The 14,175-nt window shown below is 67.3% G+C and carries 14 protein-coding genes; 6 read left to right on the forward strand and 8 right to left on the reverse strand.

What is annotated here, in order from left to right; translation table 11 throughout:
* Positions 1–10: 10 nt before the first annotated feature.
* Positions 11–616, forward strand: a complete 606-nt coding sequence (locus ACMZ91_RS04110) for a thioredoxin family protein (protein WP_336685333.1) — start codon at positions 11–13, stop codon at positions 614–616.
* Between the two features lie 226 nt (positions 617–842).
* The gene (locus ACMZ91_RS04115) at positions 843–1,982 is read left to right on the forward strand and encodes a hypothetical protein (RefSeq protein WP_049461223.1); all 1,140 of its coding nucleotides are present in this window, start codon (positions 843–845) and stop codon (positions 1,980–1,982) included.
* Between the two features lie 82 nt (positions 1,983–2,064).
* Here ACMZ91_RS04115 and ACMZ91_RS04120 read toward each other — a convergent pair whose 3' ends face one another.
* Positions 2,065–2,622 (reverse strand): MarR family winged helix-turn-helix transcriptional regulator, encoded by a 558-nt coding sequence (locus ACMZ91_RS04120; RefSeq protein WP_005411341.1) that lies wholly within the window; start codon positions 2,620–2,622, stop codon positions 2,065–2,067.
* Between the two features lie 66 nt (positions 2,623–2,688).
* Here ACMZ91_RS04120 and hppD point away from each other — a divergent pair, with 66 nt between their 5' ends.
* Both hppD and hmgA read left to right on the forward strand, forming a co-directional pair.
* On the forward strand, positions 2,689–3,801 hold the full coding sequence (gene hppD / locus ACMZ91_RS04125) for a 4-hydroxyphenylpyruvate dioxygenase (RefSeq protein WP_414578103.1): 1,113 nt from the start codon (positions 2,689–2,691) through the stop codon (positions 3,799–3,801).
* Positions 3,802–3,886: 85 nt separating this feature from the next.
* Positions 3,887–5,194, forward strand: coding sequence for a homogentisate 1,2-dioxygenase (gene hmgA / locus ACMZ91_RS04130; protein WP_414578105.1), 1,308 nt, complete (start codon positions 3,887–3,889; stop codon positions 5,192–5,194).
* An 81-nt stretch (positions 5,195–5,275) separates the two neighbouring features.
* Here the strand turns inward: hmgA and ACMZ91_RS04135 are convergent, their stop codons facing one another.
* Positions 5,276–5,809, reverse strand: a complete 534-nt coding sequence (locus tag ACMZ91_RS04135) for a hypothetical protein (protein WP_049422941.1) — start codon at positions 5,807–5,809, stop codon at positions 5,276–5,278.
* Between the two features lie 125 nt (positions 5,810–5,934).
* Between ACMZ91_RS04135 and ACMZ91_RS04140 the strand changes: the two genes are divergently transcribed.
* Both ACMZ91_RS04140 and ACMZ91_RS04145 read left to right on the forward strand, forming a co-directional pair.
* Positions 5,935–6,591, forward strand: coding sequence for a hypothetical protein (locus ACMZ91_RS04140; protein ID WP_414578107.1), 657 nt, complete (start codon positions 5,935–5,937; stop codon positions 6,589–6,591).
* A gap of 73 nt (positions 6,592–6,664) precedes the next feature.
* Positions 6,665–7,630: a sodium:calcium antiporter gene (locus ACMZ91_RS04145; protein ID WP_032127153.1), complete on the forward strand. Its 966-nt coding sequence runs from the start codon at positions 6,665–6,667 to the stop codon at positions 7,628–7,630.
* Positions 7,631–8,005: 375 nt separating this feature from the next.
* On the opposite strand, the gene ACMZ91_RS04150 is transcribed toward ACMZ91_RS04145, so the two are convergent.
* From ACMZ91_RS04150 to ACMZ91_RS04175, 6 genes are read right to left on the reverse strand one after another with little or no spacing between them, the layout of a single operon-like run.
* Entirely contained in the window at positions 8,006–8,395 is a 390-nt protein-coding gene (locus ACMZ91_RS04150; protein ID WP_049401677.1) for a Na+/H+ antiporter subunit G, read from the reverse strand.
* Positions 8,392–8,676, reverse strand: coding sequence for a K+/H+ antiporter subunit F (locus tag ACMZ91_RS04155; protein ID WP_005411334.1), 285 nt, complete (start codon positions 8,674–8,676; stop codon positions 8,392–8,394). The genes ACMZ91_RS04150 and ACMZ91_RS04155 overlap by 4 nt, the downstream gene beginning before the upstream one ends.
* Positions 8,673–9,179, reverse strand: coding sequence for a Na+/H+ antiporter subunit E (locus ACMZ91_RS04160; RefSeq protein ID WP_032127154.1), 507 nt, complete (start codon positions 9,177–9,179; stop codon positions 8,673–8,675). Before ACMZ91_RS04160 ends, ACMZ91_RS04155 begins: the two co-directional genes overlap by 4 nt.
* Positions 9,176–10,711, reverse strand: a complete 1,536-nt coding sequence (locus tag ACMZ91_RS04165) for a monovalent cation/H+ antiporter subunit D (RefSeq protein WP_277779212.1) — start codon at positions 10,709–10,711, stop codon at positions 9,176–9,178. Before ACMZ91_RS04165 ends, ACMZ91_RS04160 begins: the two co-directional genes overlap by 4 nt.
* A complete protein-coding gene (locus ACMZ91_RS04170) occupies positions 10,708–11,100 on the reverse strand; it encodes a Na+/H+ antiporter subunit C (protein ID WP_049401674.1) in 393 nt (130 codons plus the stop codon). The genes ACMZ91_RS04165 and ACMZ91_RS04170 overlap by 4 nt, the downstream gene beginning before the upstream one ends.
* Positions 11,100–13,931 (reverse strand): monovalent cation/H+ antiporter subunit A, encoded by a 2,832-nt coding sequence (locus ACMZ91_RS04175; RefSeq protein ID WP_149908974.1) that lies wholly within the window; start codon positions 13,929–13,931, stop codon positions 11,100–11,102. The genes ACMZ91_RS04170 and ACMZ91_RS04175 overlap by 1 nt, the downstream gene beginning before the upstream one ends.
* Positions 13,932–14,175 lie beyond the last annotated feature (244 nt).

The following is a 14,175-nucleotide window of genomic DNA, read 5'->3' on the forward strand; positions in this document are numbered from 1 at the left end:
GGTAGTAGGCATGCGCAGCAAGCTCGGTGGTGCAGTGGTGGTGGTCTGTGTGGCGCTGATCGGCGCCTGTTCCCAACCGCAACCGCCTGCCGCCGCCGAGCCTACGCAGCCTTTGGATACCCGACCCACCGAGCCACCGGTCGCTGACCCCAGCGAACCGGTGGCCTCGGGCAACACCCCGGTGGCGGCGGACATCGCCGCCATCGCAGGGCTCGGCGCGCAGTTCGACCCGGCCCGCAACCCCGCCGACGATCTGGCCACTGCCAAGGTGGAAGCCCAGCGCGGCAAGAAGCGCATCCTGCTCGAGGTCGGCAACGCCGCCTGTGAGCGCTGCCGGGCGCTGGACGAGGTGGTGGAAGGCAACGGCGACCTGCGCCGCTTCCGCGATGCCCACTACGTGTGGGTGAAGGTCAACACCAGCGACGAACAGCCCAACACCGCTTTCTTCGCCCAGTTCCCGATGATGGAACGCGACTACCCGTACCTGCTGGTACTCGATGCCGATGGCGGACTGCTGGTGTCGCAGGCGACCGGCGAGCTGCGCAAGGGCGAAGCCTTCCAGCCCGCGCGCGTGACCGCGTTCCTCAAGCAGTGGGCACCTGACAAACCGGAATAGGGTAGTGCCGGCCGCTGGCCGGCAGCTTCGGTGGATGCCGACCGCTGACCGCCCCCCCCGGTGGGTGCCGACCGTTGGTCGGCACTGAGGCACATCCACGCATGAAGTGGGTCGATTGCGCGCGCCGTCACACTCTCTGAAACGGCGTCTCAACTTCATCGCACGTACGCCGTTACCGGCAAGGACCTCAGTCGACATCCCGTCGATGCAACCTTCCGGAACGCCCATGCACAGCGACCACGCCGAACGACTGCCCGAACCTGCCAGCGACCTGGCCGAGGCTGGGGCAGGCGAGGGCGTGACCCTGCCGCCGCAGGAGGCGTTGCTGGATGACGCCGGTACCGGCGAGGACACCGTTGAACTGGCACCGCCGCGTCACCGCCTACCGCAGATCGCGCTGCCCGACAACGTGGTGCTGAAGGGGGCGGTGCAGAAACTGGTCGAGCAGAAGTCACGGCTCGATGCATTGGCCGCCGACGGCCAGCTGGCCGGGCTGCTGCCGCCGGAATGGCAGGGCCATGGCGTGCGTGCGATCGAACTGTCCACGTTCATCCAGGGCGTGCTGCCGTTCCTGCAGCCGGGCGAACGTGGTGAAACCGCGTCGGCGCGCCTGCCGGTGCGCCACGTGCTGGGTGACGACAGCCGCTGGGGCCTGGAGGACGTCTCTGAACCAAAGTCGCTGGCCTGGTACCTGGCCAGCGACGAGCGCGCCACCGCCGGCAGCAAGGACGTGGCGGAGGCCTATCTGGTGGGTGCACTCGGTCTGGCGTGGATGCAGGAAGGGCGCAGCCGTCCTGGCTTCCTGCGCGCGATGGGCCAGGACAGCCTGGCCGCGCGGGTGACCATGCTCGGCTATCCACCGGCCAACGAACTGGCGCTGTACAGCGTCACCGCGCACGGCCAGCCGCAGATCTGGTGCGTGCATGGCCGTCGCCGCATGCGCCCACTGGTGGCGCCGTGGCTGAGCGTGCCGCTGCTGACCGCCTATGGCGTGCCGGCGCCGGTTGCGTGGCCGTCCAGTTTCCCGCCGGTGGAGGCGGTGGCCGAACTGCTGGCGACTACACGGCAGGGGCGTGCGGTGCCGGAGGTGGACCTGGGCAAGGTCGTGGCGAAGATCGCCGAAGACACCGCATCCGACGCCTGGCAGCCGGTCAGCCTGCTGCAGCTCAACACCTGGTCACCGCGTTGGCACTTCTTCCTGGGCACCTTCGTCGGCCTGCCGTCGCTGCTGCTGGTGGCTGCCGCGCTGGCGCTGCCGGGCGCGGTTGAAGCGGCCACGGTTGCCGCATCGCTGGGCTTCGCCGGCGGTGCCATCGCTGCGCTGGCGGTGCCGTGGATCCATGCGCGGCGCAAGCATCTGAGCTGAAAAAAGGGGACGGAGGGGATTAAGTCGTATCACGCACATATGTGCCGATTGCGGCTTAATCCCCTCCGTCCCCTTTTTTCTTTCAGACCCCTTCGCCCATCCGCTCCAGGCCTTCGCCGGCCAGGCGGAGGATCAGTTTTTCCAGCACCTGCTCTTCCTCTTCGCTCAGCACCGACATCAGTTTGCGGGTGATCTCGATCACCATCGGCGCGATGGTCTCGTAGACCTCGAAGCCGGCCGCCGACAGCGCCAGCACCGAGCGGCGGCGGTCGTCGCCGTGGGTCTCGCGCTTGATGAAGCCGCGCTCCAGCAGGCGGGCCACGGCGCGGCTGACCGCCACCTTGTCCATTGCCGTGCGGTCGGAGACCTCGCTGGCCGAGGAGCCCGGGTACAGCGCCAGGATGGTTATCACCCGCCACTCGGGAATCGCCAGACCGTAACGATCGCCGTATAGCTTGGCGATGTTGCCGCTGACCCGGTTGGACAGCACGCTCAGCCGGTACGGCAGGAACTGTTCCAGGTCGAGCAGGACGTGCGAGGAACGCAGGCGGGTCGAAACGGGATCGGCGGGGCTCATGTTGCGGTGCACCTTGCTGGTGGTTTCAAGTGTAACTATAAGGGGTAGGTCCAGACCCTGCATTCTCGCCGGGTCCCTACCTGCCCGCACCTGGTTTGTACCGATGCGGTACCGATTCGGAGCCACGCCATGAATACCGCAGTCCCGACCGCCTCGCACCCCAACCCCGGCATGCAGGTCACCACCTTCGAGAACCCGATGGGCATCGACGGCTTCGAGTTCGTCGAATTCGCCGCCCCGGCCGGCCGTGGCCAGGAGCTGCACGAGTACTTCCGGAAGATGGGCTTCAGCGCGGTGCTCAAGCACAAGCAGCGTCCGATTACCGTCTATCGCCAGGGCGACGTCAACTTCCTGGTCAATGAAGACCCGGATTCGTTCGCCTCGGACTTCGCCGAAAAGCACGGCCCGTGCGCCTGCGGCTTCGCCATCCGCTTCAAGAAGCCGGGCCAGGAGGTCTACCAGACCGCGCTGGGCAACGGCGCCGAAGCCATCGCTTTCAAGCCGGACAGCAAGGCGGTCAGCGCGCCGGTCATCAAGGGCATCGGCGACTGCATGCTGTACCTGGTCGACCGCTACGGCAGCGCCGGCAGCATCTTCGACGGCGACTACGAGCCGATCGCCGGTGCCGACCTGCACCCGGTGGGCTTCGGCCTGACCTTCATCGACCACCTGACCCACAACCTGTACTTCGGCAACATGCAGCAGTGGTCGGACTACTACGAACGCCTGTTCAACTTCCGCGAGATCCGCTACTTCGACATCAAGGGCCTGAAGACCGGCCTGGTGTCCAAGGCGATGACCGCGCCGGACGGCATCGTGCGCATCCCGCTGAACGAATCGTCCGACCCGAAGAGCCAGATCAACGAGTACCTGGACGCGTACAAGGGCGAGGGCATCCAGCACATCGCCTGCTTCACCGAGAACATCTACGAGACCGTCGAAGCGATGCGCGCGCAGGGCGTGGACTTCCTCGATACGCCGGAGACCTACTTCGACGTGATCGACCAGCGCGTGCCGAACCACGGTGAAGACGTGCCGCGCCTGGCGAAGAACAAGATCCTGATCGATGCCGATCCGGAAACCCACCAGCGCAAGCTGCTGCAGATCTTCACCCAGAACTGCATCGGCCCGATCTTCTTCGAGATCATCCAGCGCAAGGGCAACGAAGGCTTCGGCGAAGGCAACTTCACCGCACTGTTCGAGAGCATCGAGCGCGACCAGATCCGCCGCGGCGTGCTGTAAGGTCTGCAGGCAATGTCGGCGTCCCGCCGGCATTGCCTGTCCGAATGGTCGTGCCGGCCGCTGGCCGGCAATCTCTGGAGTTCCCATGTCCCCCGCCATCACCGCCCGCGGCTACCAGTCCGGCTTCGGCAACGAATTCGCCACCGAGGCCGTTGCCGGCGCGCTGCCGGTCGGGCAGAACTCACCGCAGAAGGTGGCCCACGGCCTGTACGCCGAACAGTTGACCGGCACCGCCTTCACCGCGCCGCGTGGCAGCAACCGCCGCAGCTGGCTGTACCGGATCCGCCCGGCGGTGACCCATGGCGAGTTCAGCCCGTTCGCGCAGTCGCAGCTGCAGTGTGATTTCGGCGCACAGCCGGCTTCACCGAACCAGCTGCGCTGGAGCCCGTTGCCGCTGCCGGAGCTGCCGACCGATTTTGTCGAAGGCCTGTACACGATGGGTGGCAACGGCTCGCCCGATGCGCATGCCGGCGTGGGCATCCACCTATACGCTGCCAACCGCGACATGGTCGGCCGCTACTTCTACGACGCCGACGGCGAGCTGCTGATCGTGCCGCAGCTGGGCGCGCTGCGCCTGCTGACCGAGCTGGGCGTGATCGAGATCGAGCCGCAGCAGATCGCGGTGATCCCGCGCGGCGTGCGCTTCCGCGTCGAACTGCCCGATGGCCCGAGCCGCGGCTATATCTGCGAAAACTACGGTGCGCTGCTGAAACTGCCGGACCTCGGTCCGATCGGGTCCAACGGCCTGGCCAACCCGCGCGACTTCGAAACCCCGCACGCGGCGTTCGAGGATGTCGATGGTGATTTCGAACTGATCGCCAAGTTCGAGGGCCGCCTGTGGCGTGCGCCGATCGACCATTCGCCGCTGGACGTGGTGGCCTGGCATGGCAATTACGCGCCGTACCGCTACGACCTGCGCCGCTTCAACACCATCGGTTCGATCAGTTACGACCACCCGGATCCGTCGATCTTCCTGGTGCTGCATTCGCCCAGCGACACGCCCGGCACCAGCAACATGGACTTCGCGATCTTCCCGCCACGCTGGCTGGTGGCGCAGAACACGTTCCGTCCGCCGTGGTTCCATCGCAACATCGCCAGCGAGTTCATGGGCCTGGTGCATGGCGCCTACGATGCCAAGGCCGAAGGCTTCGTGCCCGGCGGCGCGTCGCTGCACAACTGCATGAGCGGTCACGGTCCGGATGCGCCGACCTTCGACAAGGCCTCCAATGCGGACCTGTCCAAGGCCGATGTGATCAAGGACACGATGGCTTTCATGTTCGAGACCCGCGCGGTGATCCGCCCGACCGCACAGGCGCTGGCCGCCGGCCATCGCCAAGGCGATTACCAGCAGTGCTGGAACGGCCTGCGCAACAACTTCCGGTCGTCCCGCTAGCTTGGTGGGTGCCGACCTTGGTCGGCACGGATCCTGATCGCATCCACGCCATGCGTGGATGCTCTCCGCCGGAACCTGCGCTTACGCCACCTCCGCGAACGCGTCGCAATGCTCCAGCGGCAGCGCTTCCAACAGGCGCTGGCGTACGCGCTGGCAATAGCCGTCCGAGGTCAGCCCGGGCAGCATCTGCATCGCCGACTGCAGCCGCTGCAGCACCTCGTCTTCCGCACGCGCCTGCTGCAGGTCGCGGAACAGTGCTGCCGCCTGCGGGTGGCGCTGCATCTCCAGGATGCCCAGCACATAGATGCGCGCGGCCACCAGCGAGCGGCGGCGTTCGACCGCGGGTGCAGCAAGTGCTGCAGGTGCGGCTGCCGGCGGTGTGGGCACCGGCGCTACCGCGGTTGCGGGCGACGGTGCTGGGACGCCAGTGCTCAGGTACCCCGCCTGCACAAGCTGGATGACCATCGCAGGTGCGTCCTGGCCGAGCAGGCCGGTCAGGTCGGCAATGGTGCGCTGGCCGTCGCACAGGATCAGCAGCCGTCGCTGGCGCATGTCCAGCGGCGCGCGGTGGGCCTGCAGCGCGGTTCGGGCGAGATCGGTCTTGCGCGGTTGCATGGAAGGGACGGCCAGGTCGGTGCTCGCCGAGCCTGAACGAAGGCGATGAAACCGCGATGACAATGCAGCGCCTGCACACAGGATGGGCTAGCGTGCAGCCACCTTCGTGCCAGGGAACCGCACCGATGAAGCAACTTCCGCTTGCTGGTCTGTTGCTCCTTTCGCTCACCGCCTGCAGTGCTGGCTCCGACAGGCAGGGGGCGGCCGGCAGCGGCAGCGATACCCCGGCCGAAACCGCCTCGGCGACCGGGCCCGCGCAGTCGACGGATCCTGATCTGGCAGCCCGTCCAGCCAATGACCGCCGCGAGGACAGTCCCGCGCACCTGGAGGGCTTCGCCGGCGCGAAGCTGGGTGCCGGCATCGCTGAGGTCCGCAGTGGCTTCGGCGCACCGTTGCAGGGGCTGGGCACCGATGCCAGTGGCAAACCGCTGCCGGCCGACGACAGCAACGATGGCTGCTATTTCCTGCGACCGCAGAATGCCGAAGACCCGCGCCTGATGATCGAGGGCCGCAAGCTGGTGCGCTACGACGTGCGCAGCGCCGCCATCATCGCACCGGGCGGCGGCAAGGTCGGCATGACCCTGGGCGAGCTGCAGGTGCTGTACCCCGACCGCGGTGACGTCGGCCCCGACAAGTACGACGAGAAGGCCCAGCACCTGCGCGTGCGTCCGGCGCAGGAGGGTGGGGCGGTGATCGATTTCGCACTCGGTGCGGACGGCCGGGTCGGTGCGTGGCGGGTCGGGCAGACCCCGCAGGTCGATTATGTGGAAGGCTGTGGCTGATCCTTGATCCACGGCCCAGCCATGCGCGCGGGGCCAGCGTAGAATCGCGCCACGACCGCAGGGGGAGTGCTCGATGATCGCCATTGCCATTGCCTGGTTCCTGCTCGGCCTGCTGCTGCTGGCGCTGGGCGGGGACTCCATCGTCAAGGCCGTGTCCGGCTTGGCGCAACGCTTCGGGGCCAGTCCGTTCACGGCTGGCCTGTTGCTGCTCGGCGTGACCACTTCGCTGCCGGAACTGGCGGTCAACGCGCGCGCGCTGGCGGTCGGTCAGCCGGAGCTGGCGCTGGGCAACGCGGTGGGCAGCAGCATCGTCAACCTGGGCCTGACCCTGGCCGTGGCGGCCATGGCTGCGCCACTGCTGCTGCGCGCGCGCCTGCAGACGGTGCTGTGGTGGTCGCTGCTGGCGGCCGGCGTGCTGCTGATCCTGTTCGGTCTTGATGGTGGCCTGGCGCGCTGGGAGGGCGGCGTGCTGCTGGCCGGCTTCATCGTGGTGCAGGTGCTGCTGCTGCGCCGTGGTCGCAGCGAGAGTGCGGAGGTGCAGGCAGCCATCGCCGAGTCCGCACTGAGCCGCACCAGCCTGCCGTTGAATGTACTGCGGGTGCTGATCGCCGCGCTGGCCCTGTACTGGGGCGCACGCCTGGTGGTGGGGGCCGCAGCGGACTTCGGTACTGCACTGGGTTGGACACCGCTACTGGTCGGTCTGCTGCCGGTCGCGATCGGTACCGCGCTGCCGGAGGTGGCAACCGCGATTGCTGCCGCACGCCGTGGTCATGGCGACATGGTGCTGGGCCACGTGCTGGGTTCCAGCGTGGTCAACCTGTTGCTGGTGATTGGTGCGATGGCCGTACTGCAGCCGCTGGCCCTGCCGGCCTCGTTCGTGCGCCTGGAATTGCCGGCGCTGCTGGCCTTCGCACTGGTGCTGTACCCCATGCTGCGCGGCGACCTGAAGATCAGCCGCGGCGAAGGCGCGATCCTGCTGGTCGCGTTCGCGGGCTGGTTCGTGCTGGAGCTGCTGCTGGTGGGCGCACCGGCGTTGTAGATCCACGCTCTGCGTGGATGCGGTTGGTTCCGTGCCGACCAAGGTCGGCACCCACCGGTCCACCCACCGATGATGCGGTAGCTGCCAACCTTGGTTGGCACTCGGGGAAACAGAGCGCCGACCAAGGTCGGCACCTACCGGTCACCTCGCCGATGATGCGGTAGCTGCCAACCTTGGTTGGCACTCAGGGAAACAAAGCGCCGACCAAGGTTGGCCGCTACCGGGCATTGCGGTCGGTAGATCCACGCCATGCGTGTATGCGGTTGGCTCCGTACCGACCAACGGTCGGCACCCACCACCAATCACCCGGTAGCTGCCAACCTTGGTTGGCACTCGCAGCAACGAAGCGCCGACCAAGGTCGGCCTCTACCGGATTCACCGGTTCTGCGTGGTTTCTTCTTCCCGCACCGGTTCCGGCGGCGGCAGCTGCTCTTCAGCAGCCGGCTCGTTGCCGGGCAGGCTGGGGCGGGTTTCCATCAGCAGCGACAGCGCGGCCTTGGCCATCATGTGCGCGCTGATCGGTGCGGTGATGAACAGGAACACGGTGATCAGCAGCTCGCGCGGCTGCGGGTCCTGGCCGAGGAAGATGTGGTAGCACACCGAGCACACCAGCACGCAGCCCACGCCCAGCGTGCTGGCCTTGGTCGGTGCGTGCAGCCGCTTGAAGAACGTGGACAGCTTCACCAGGCCCAGTGCACCGACCAGGATGAAGAAGCAGCCGAACAGCAGCAGGATCGACAGGCCGATCTGGATCGCGGTGATCATTCGACGATGTCCCGGCGCAGCACGAACTTGCTCAGCACCACGGTGCTGCCGAAGCCGAGCATGGCGATGATCAGCGCCGCCTCGAAGTAGATCGGCGAGTTGAGGTACATGCCGAACAGCATCAGCTCGGCAATCGCGGTCACCGACAACGTGTCCAGCGCGAGGATGCGGTCGGGCACGGTCGGCCCGCGCAGCAGGCGCCAGGTGGCCAGCAGCATGGCCAGGCCGACCACGTGCATGCACACCACCAGGGTGGTCTGGATGACTTCAAAACCGGTCATGGGAAGATCTCCATCAACGGCGCCTCGTAACGGCGCTTGATCGTATCGATCAGGTCCTGCGGGTCCTCCAGGTGCAGCACGTGCACCAGCAGGAACTTGCGGTCGTCACTGAGCGCGGCCGAGACCGTGCCCGGGGTCAGCGTGATCATGCTGGTCAGCGCGGCGATGCCGTGGATGTTGGCGATGTCCAGCGGCAGCCAGATGAAGCCCGGATGGATGTTCTTCTCCGGGCCCAGCACCTGCACGGCAACGCGGATGTTGGACATCAGGATGTCCCACAGGGTCACGCACAGCAGCTTGGGCAGCGGTCGCAGGGTACCGATGCGGGCGAACTCGCGGTCCAGGCGCGCGGCGAACAGCGGCACCACCACGCCCAGCACCAGCCCCAGCACGAACTGGCCGAGGGTGAAGCTGTCGGACATCAGCAGCCAGAACGCCACCACCATGATGCTGAGCATCGGCGAGGGAATGATGCGGCGGAACAGGGAACGCTGGGCGGTCATGGCTGGCGGATCTCCGGCGTGGTCGCGCGCAACTGCTGCACGTACTCGCTGGGGTGCAGCAGCTGTGCGGCGGTGGCGTCGGTGTAGCGCATCAGCGGTGCAGCGGCCAGGGTCATGCCGATGCCGCAGGCCAGCAGGATGCAGGCCGCGTACAGCTCGACCCGGCGCAGGCGTGCCTTGCGCGGCTTCGGTGCATCGGCCTCGACCGGCGGCACGCGCCAGAACAGGCGGATGCCGCCTCGGGTCAGGCCCATGATCACCAGCAGGCTGCTCACCAGCACTGCCGTCCACACCGGCGCGGTGTACTGCGCCGGCATGCCGGCCAGCAGTGCGGCCTTGGCCAGGAAGCCGGACAGCGGTGGCAGGCCGGCCACGGACACCGCGCCGATCAGGAACAGCACCGCCGGCGTTTCCTTGCCCGGCATCGGCGCGACTACTTCCTTGCGGTCGCTGGCGCCACCGCGGCGGCGGCGGATCAGGTCGGCAATCAGGAACAGTGCGGCGGCGACGAAGCTGCTGTGCGGCAGGTAGTACAGGCCGGCGGACAGCACCTGCGGCGTGCCTACCGAGAAGGCGATGAACAGCGTGGCTGCCGAGACGATCACCAGATACGAGATCAGCACGCGCAGGCGGGTCGCGGCCAGCGCACCGAGGCCGCCAAGCACCAGCGTTGCCACGCCGGCCCACAGCAGCCAGTCGCGGCCATAGCCGGCCATCGCACCGGCATCGTCGCCGAACCACAGCATCTGGATGCGCAGCACCGAGTACAGGCCGACCTTGGTCATGATCGCGAACAGGGCGGCCACGGCGGCCGGTGCGCGCGAATAGGCTTCCGGCAGCCACAGGTACAGCGGCATCAGTGCAGCCTTGGCGCAGAACACCAGCAGCAACAGGCCCATCGTGGCCTTTACCAGAGTCAGCTGCGCCGGCGGCACCTCGGCAATGCGCTGTGACAGCTCGGCCATGTTCAGCGAGCCCAGCGAGGCGTACAGCAGGCCCAGTGCGATCAGGAACAGGGTCGAGGCGGTGACGTTGAACACCACGTAGTGCAGGCCGATGCGCATGCGCAGGCCGCGGCCGCCACTGAGCAGCAGGCCGTAGGAGGCGATCAGCATCACCTCGAAGAACACGAACAGGTTGAAGATGTCGCCGGTCAGGAATGCGCCATTCAGGCCGACCAGCTGGAACTGGAACAGTGCATGGAAGTGTGGTGCACGACGGTCCCAGCCCGAGCAGGCATGCAGCAGGCAGGGAATGGCCAGCAGCAGGGTGGTCAGCAGCATCCACGCCGACAGCCGGTCGGCCACCAGCGCGATGCCCAGACGCGACGGCCAGTCGCCGAGCAGGTAGACGTTGATCTCACCAGTGGCGGTGGTGGCAAACAGCAGGCCCACCGCCAGCGCCAGCGCCGACAGCGCAGTCCAGGCCACCGCGCGCTGCACCTTGGGGCCATAGCGGCGGTGTTCGACGAACAGCGACAGTGCAGCACCCAGCAGCGGAATCAGGATGGGCAGGATCACCAGGTGGTTCATGCGCGGTCCTCGCCCTGGCGCGGCGGCATGCGCTCATCCTGCAGGTCGTCATCCGGCTCGTGGGCGTCCACGTGGTCGCTGTGGTTGTCGCTGCGGCTGCGCATGGCCAGCACGATGCTGACCGCGGTCATCGCGAAGGCGATCACGATCGCTGTCAGCACCAGCGCCTGTGGCAGCGGATCGGTGTAGTTGCCCAGGTGACTGTCCACGCCTTCCTGCAGCACCGGTGCCTTGCCCAGCACCACGCGGCCACCGGCGAAGATCAGCAGGTTGGTGGCGTAGGACAGGAAGGTCATGCCGAGGATCACATCGAAGCTGCGCGCACGCAGCAGCAGGTAGATGCCGATGGCGGTCAGTACGCCGATCGCGGTAGCCAGGGCCAGTTCCATCAGTGCATCTCCCCGGTGCGTGCCGAACGGCGTTGCAGGTCGATCTCACCCTTGCGGGCAGTGCGGGTACGCGACGGCTTGATCGTGCCCATCATCGACAGCATCAGCATGGCACCACCGAACACCACCAGATAGACGCCGATGTCAAAACCAATCGCGCTGGCCAGCGGCACGTCGCCGATCAGCGGCAGGTGCAGGTCGAGGTGGCCGCTGGTCAGGAACGGCACGCCGAACAGCATCGACGCGCTGCCGCTGAGCAGGGCGATCAACAGGCCCATGCCGATGCAGCGGATGTAGTCGAAGCCGAAGCGCGACTCCACCGACGCGGTGCCCTGGATCACGTACTGGATCAGCAGCGGCACCGCCAGCACCAGGCCGGCGATGAAGCCACCGCCCGGCGCGTTGTGGCCGCGCAGGAACAGGAAGATCGATACGGTAAGCGTCAGCGGGAACATGATCTGCGCCAGGTCGGCCGGCACCGGCAGCTTGATCGGCGGGCCGGGCATGATCTGCTCCGGCGCCATCCGCGTGCGACGCAGCAGCGCATGCACCACCAGTGCGGCGATGCCGAACACGGTGATCTCGCCGAAGGTATCGAAGCCGCGGAAGTCGACCAGGATCACGTTGACCACGTTCTGGCCATAGGCCTCGGGCAGGGCGCGGGCGAGCAGCTCGCCGGCCATGGTGTTCGGCGGCAGCGTCATCGCCGAATAGGCCAGTGCACCCAGGCCGGCGCCGGCGATGATCGCGATCACCGCATCGCGGCGCTTGCGCCAGCGCGGCCGCTCCGGCCCGGACTGCGCGGGCAGGTAGTTCATGCCCAGCAGCATCAGCACCAGGGTCACCATCTCCACCAGCAGCTGGGTCAGCGCCAGGTCCGGTGCGGACAGGAACACGAAGGTCAGCGCCACCATCAGGCCGACGCCGCCGACCAGCAGCACCGCCAGCAGGCGCTGCTTGTAGACACGGAGGGTGGCAACGGCGCAGGCCATCATCACCAGCCACAGCACCCAGCCCAGCAGCGGGATCGGCTGCGGCGCGGTCCAGTTCGGCGAGGCCGGGTTGGCCACGAACGGCGCGGCGGCGACCGCGATCGCCACCAGCACCAGGCCCAGCAGCATGCGCTGCAGGCTGCCATTGGCGATGCCGTTGGTCAGGCGCATGGCCAGCGCGGAAAGGGCATCCAGCTGCGCATGGAACACGTTGCGGCCGGTGGTGCGGGTTTCCACCCCGTGCAGGTTGATCAGCTTGCGCAGGCCAAAGTACAGCGCCACGCCACCGACCACGCCGATCGCGCTCATCGCCAGCGGCAGGTTGAAGCCGTGCCATACGGCCAGGCTGTACTCGGGCATGGCGTTGCCGAGGATCGAGGCCGCAGCGGCATGCAGCACTGGCGCCACGGTCAGTGCCGGGGCGATGCCCACCGCCACGCAGATCACCACCAGCAGTTCCACCGGCACCTTCATCCAGCGCGGCGGCTCATGCGGCACGCGGTCGAGGTCGTGCGGGCCGGGGCCGAAGAAGGTGTCGTGCACGAAGCGCAGGCTGTAGGCCACGCCGAACACACCGGCCAGCAGCGCCGCGATCGATACGGCCGTGCGCATCGCGCCCGGGCCGCCACCGGCGGTCAGCGCTTCGGCGAACAGCATTTCCTTGGACAGGAAGCCGTTGAGCAACGGGATGCCGGCCATCGCCAGCGAGGCGATGATCGCCAGCGCGCTGGTGAATGGCATCAGTTTGCGCAGGCCACCCAGCTTGCGCATGTCACGGGTGCCGGTTTCGTGGTCGATGATGCCGGCGGCCATGAACAGCGAGGCCTTGAAGGTGGCGTGGTTGAGGATGTGGAACACGCCGGCCACCACCGCCATCGGCGTGGACAGGCCGAACAGCAGGGTGATCAGGCCCAGGTGGGAAATGGTCGAGTACGCCAGCAGGCCTTTCAGATCGTGCTGGAAGATCGCATTCCAGGCACCGATCAGCAGGGTCAGCGCGCCGATGCCGCTGACCGTGTAGAAGAACAGGTCGCTGCCGGCCAGTGCCGGGTGCAGCCGCGCCAGCAGGAACACACCGGCCTTCACCATGGTGGCCGAGTGCAGGTAGGCAGAGACCGGGGTCGGCGCCGCCATCGCGTGCGGCAGCCAGAAGTGGAACGGGAACTGCGCGCTCTTGGTGAAGATGCCGGCCAGCACCAGGAACAGTGCGTACGGGTACAGCGCGCTGGCGCGGATCTGCTCGCCGGCGGCCAGCACCACATCCAGGTCGAAGCTGCCGACGATGCGGCCGATCAGCAGCACGCCACCGAGCAGGGCCAGGCCACCGCCGCCGGTGATCACCAGCGCCATGCGTGCGCCTTCGCGGGCGTCCTGGCGGTGCGACCAGAAGCCGATCAGCAGGAACGAGCTGATGCTGGTCATTTCCCAGAAAATCATCAGCAACAGCAGGTTGCCCGACAGCACCATGCCCAGCATGGCGCCCATGAACAGCAGCAGGTAGCAGTAGAAGCGGTGGGCGTTGTCCTGCTGGCTCAGGTAGTAGCGCGCATACAGCACCACCAGCGCGCCGATGCCGAGCACCAGCCCGGCGAACATCCAGGCCAGCCCGTCCAGGCGCAGGGTGAAGTCCAGACCGATCTGCGGCAGCCAAGGGACCATCGTCTGCACGACCTGGCCGTCGAGCACCGACGGAGTCAGCCAGCCGAGGATGGCCAGTCCGCCCAACGGCGCCAGCGCCGCCAGCCAGGCAGCAGTCGAGCGCGAACTACGGGGGAAGGCCGCAACAGCCGCTGCCATCAGGAACGGCAGGGCCAGCAGCAGGGGCAGGCTGGGGAGCATGCAGGGAATCCATGATTCACGAGCAGGTCAGGGAGGATAACAGGCTGCGAAATGTCGCCGAAACCCATCGAACAGCGATCAATTGCAGGTAACGTCCGCTGATTCATTTTTTCTGCAGCGCAGCATCACTTTGCTGCGGTCCCTCCCCGGTTGCTCTCGGGGGACACCCTACGCCGACGCAGGGAGACCGCAGGCCCTGTCGCACAGGGGCTGCCGTCGACGGGCGGGCGATGGGGAACGGATC

The sequence above is a fragment of the Stenotrophomonas sp. FR024 genome, from assembly GCF_047500745.2.
Lineage (GTDB): Bacteria > Pseudomonadota > Gammaproteobacteria > Xanthomonadales > Xanthomonadaceae > Stenotrophomonas > Stenotrophomonas maltophilia_A.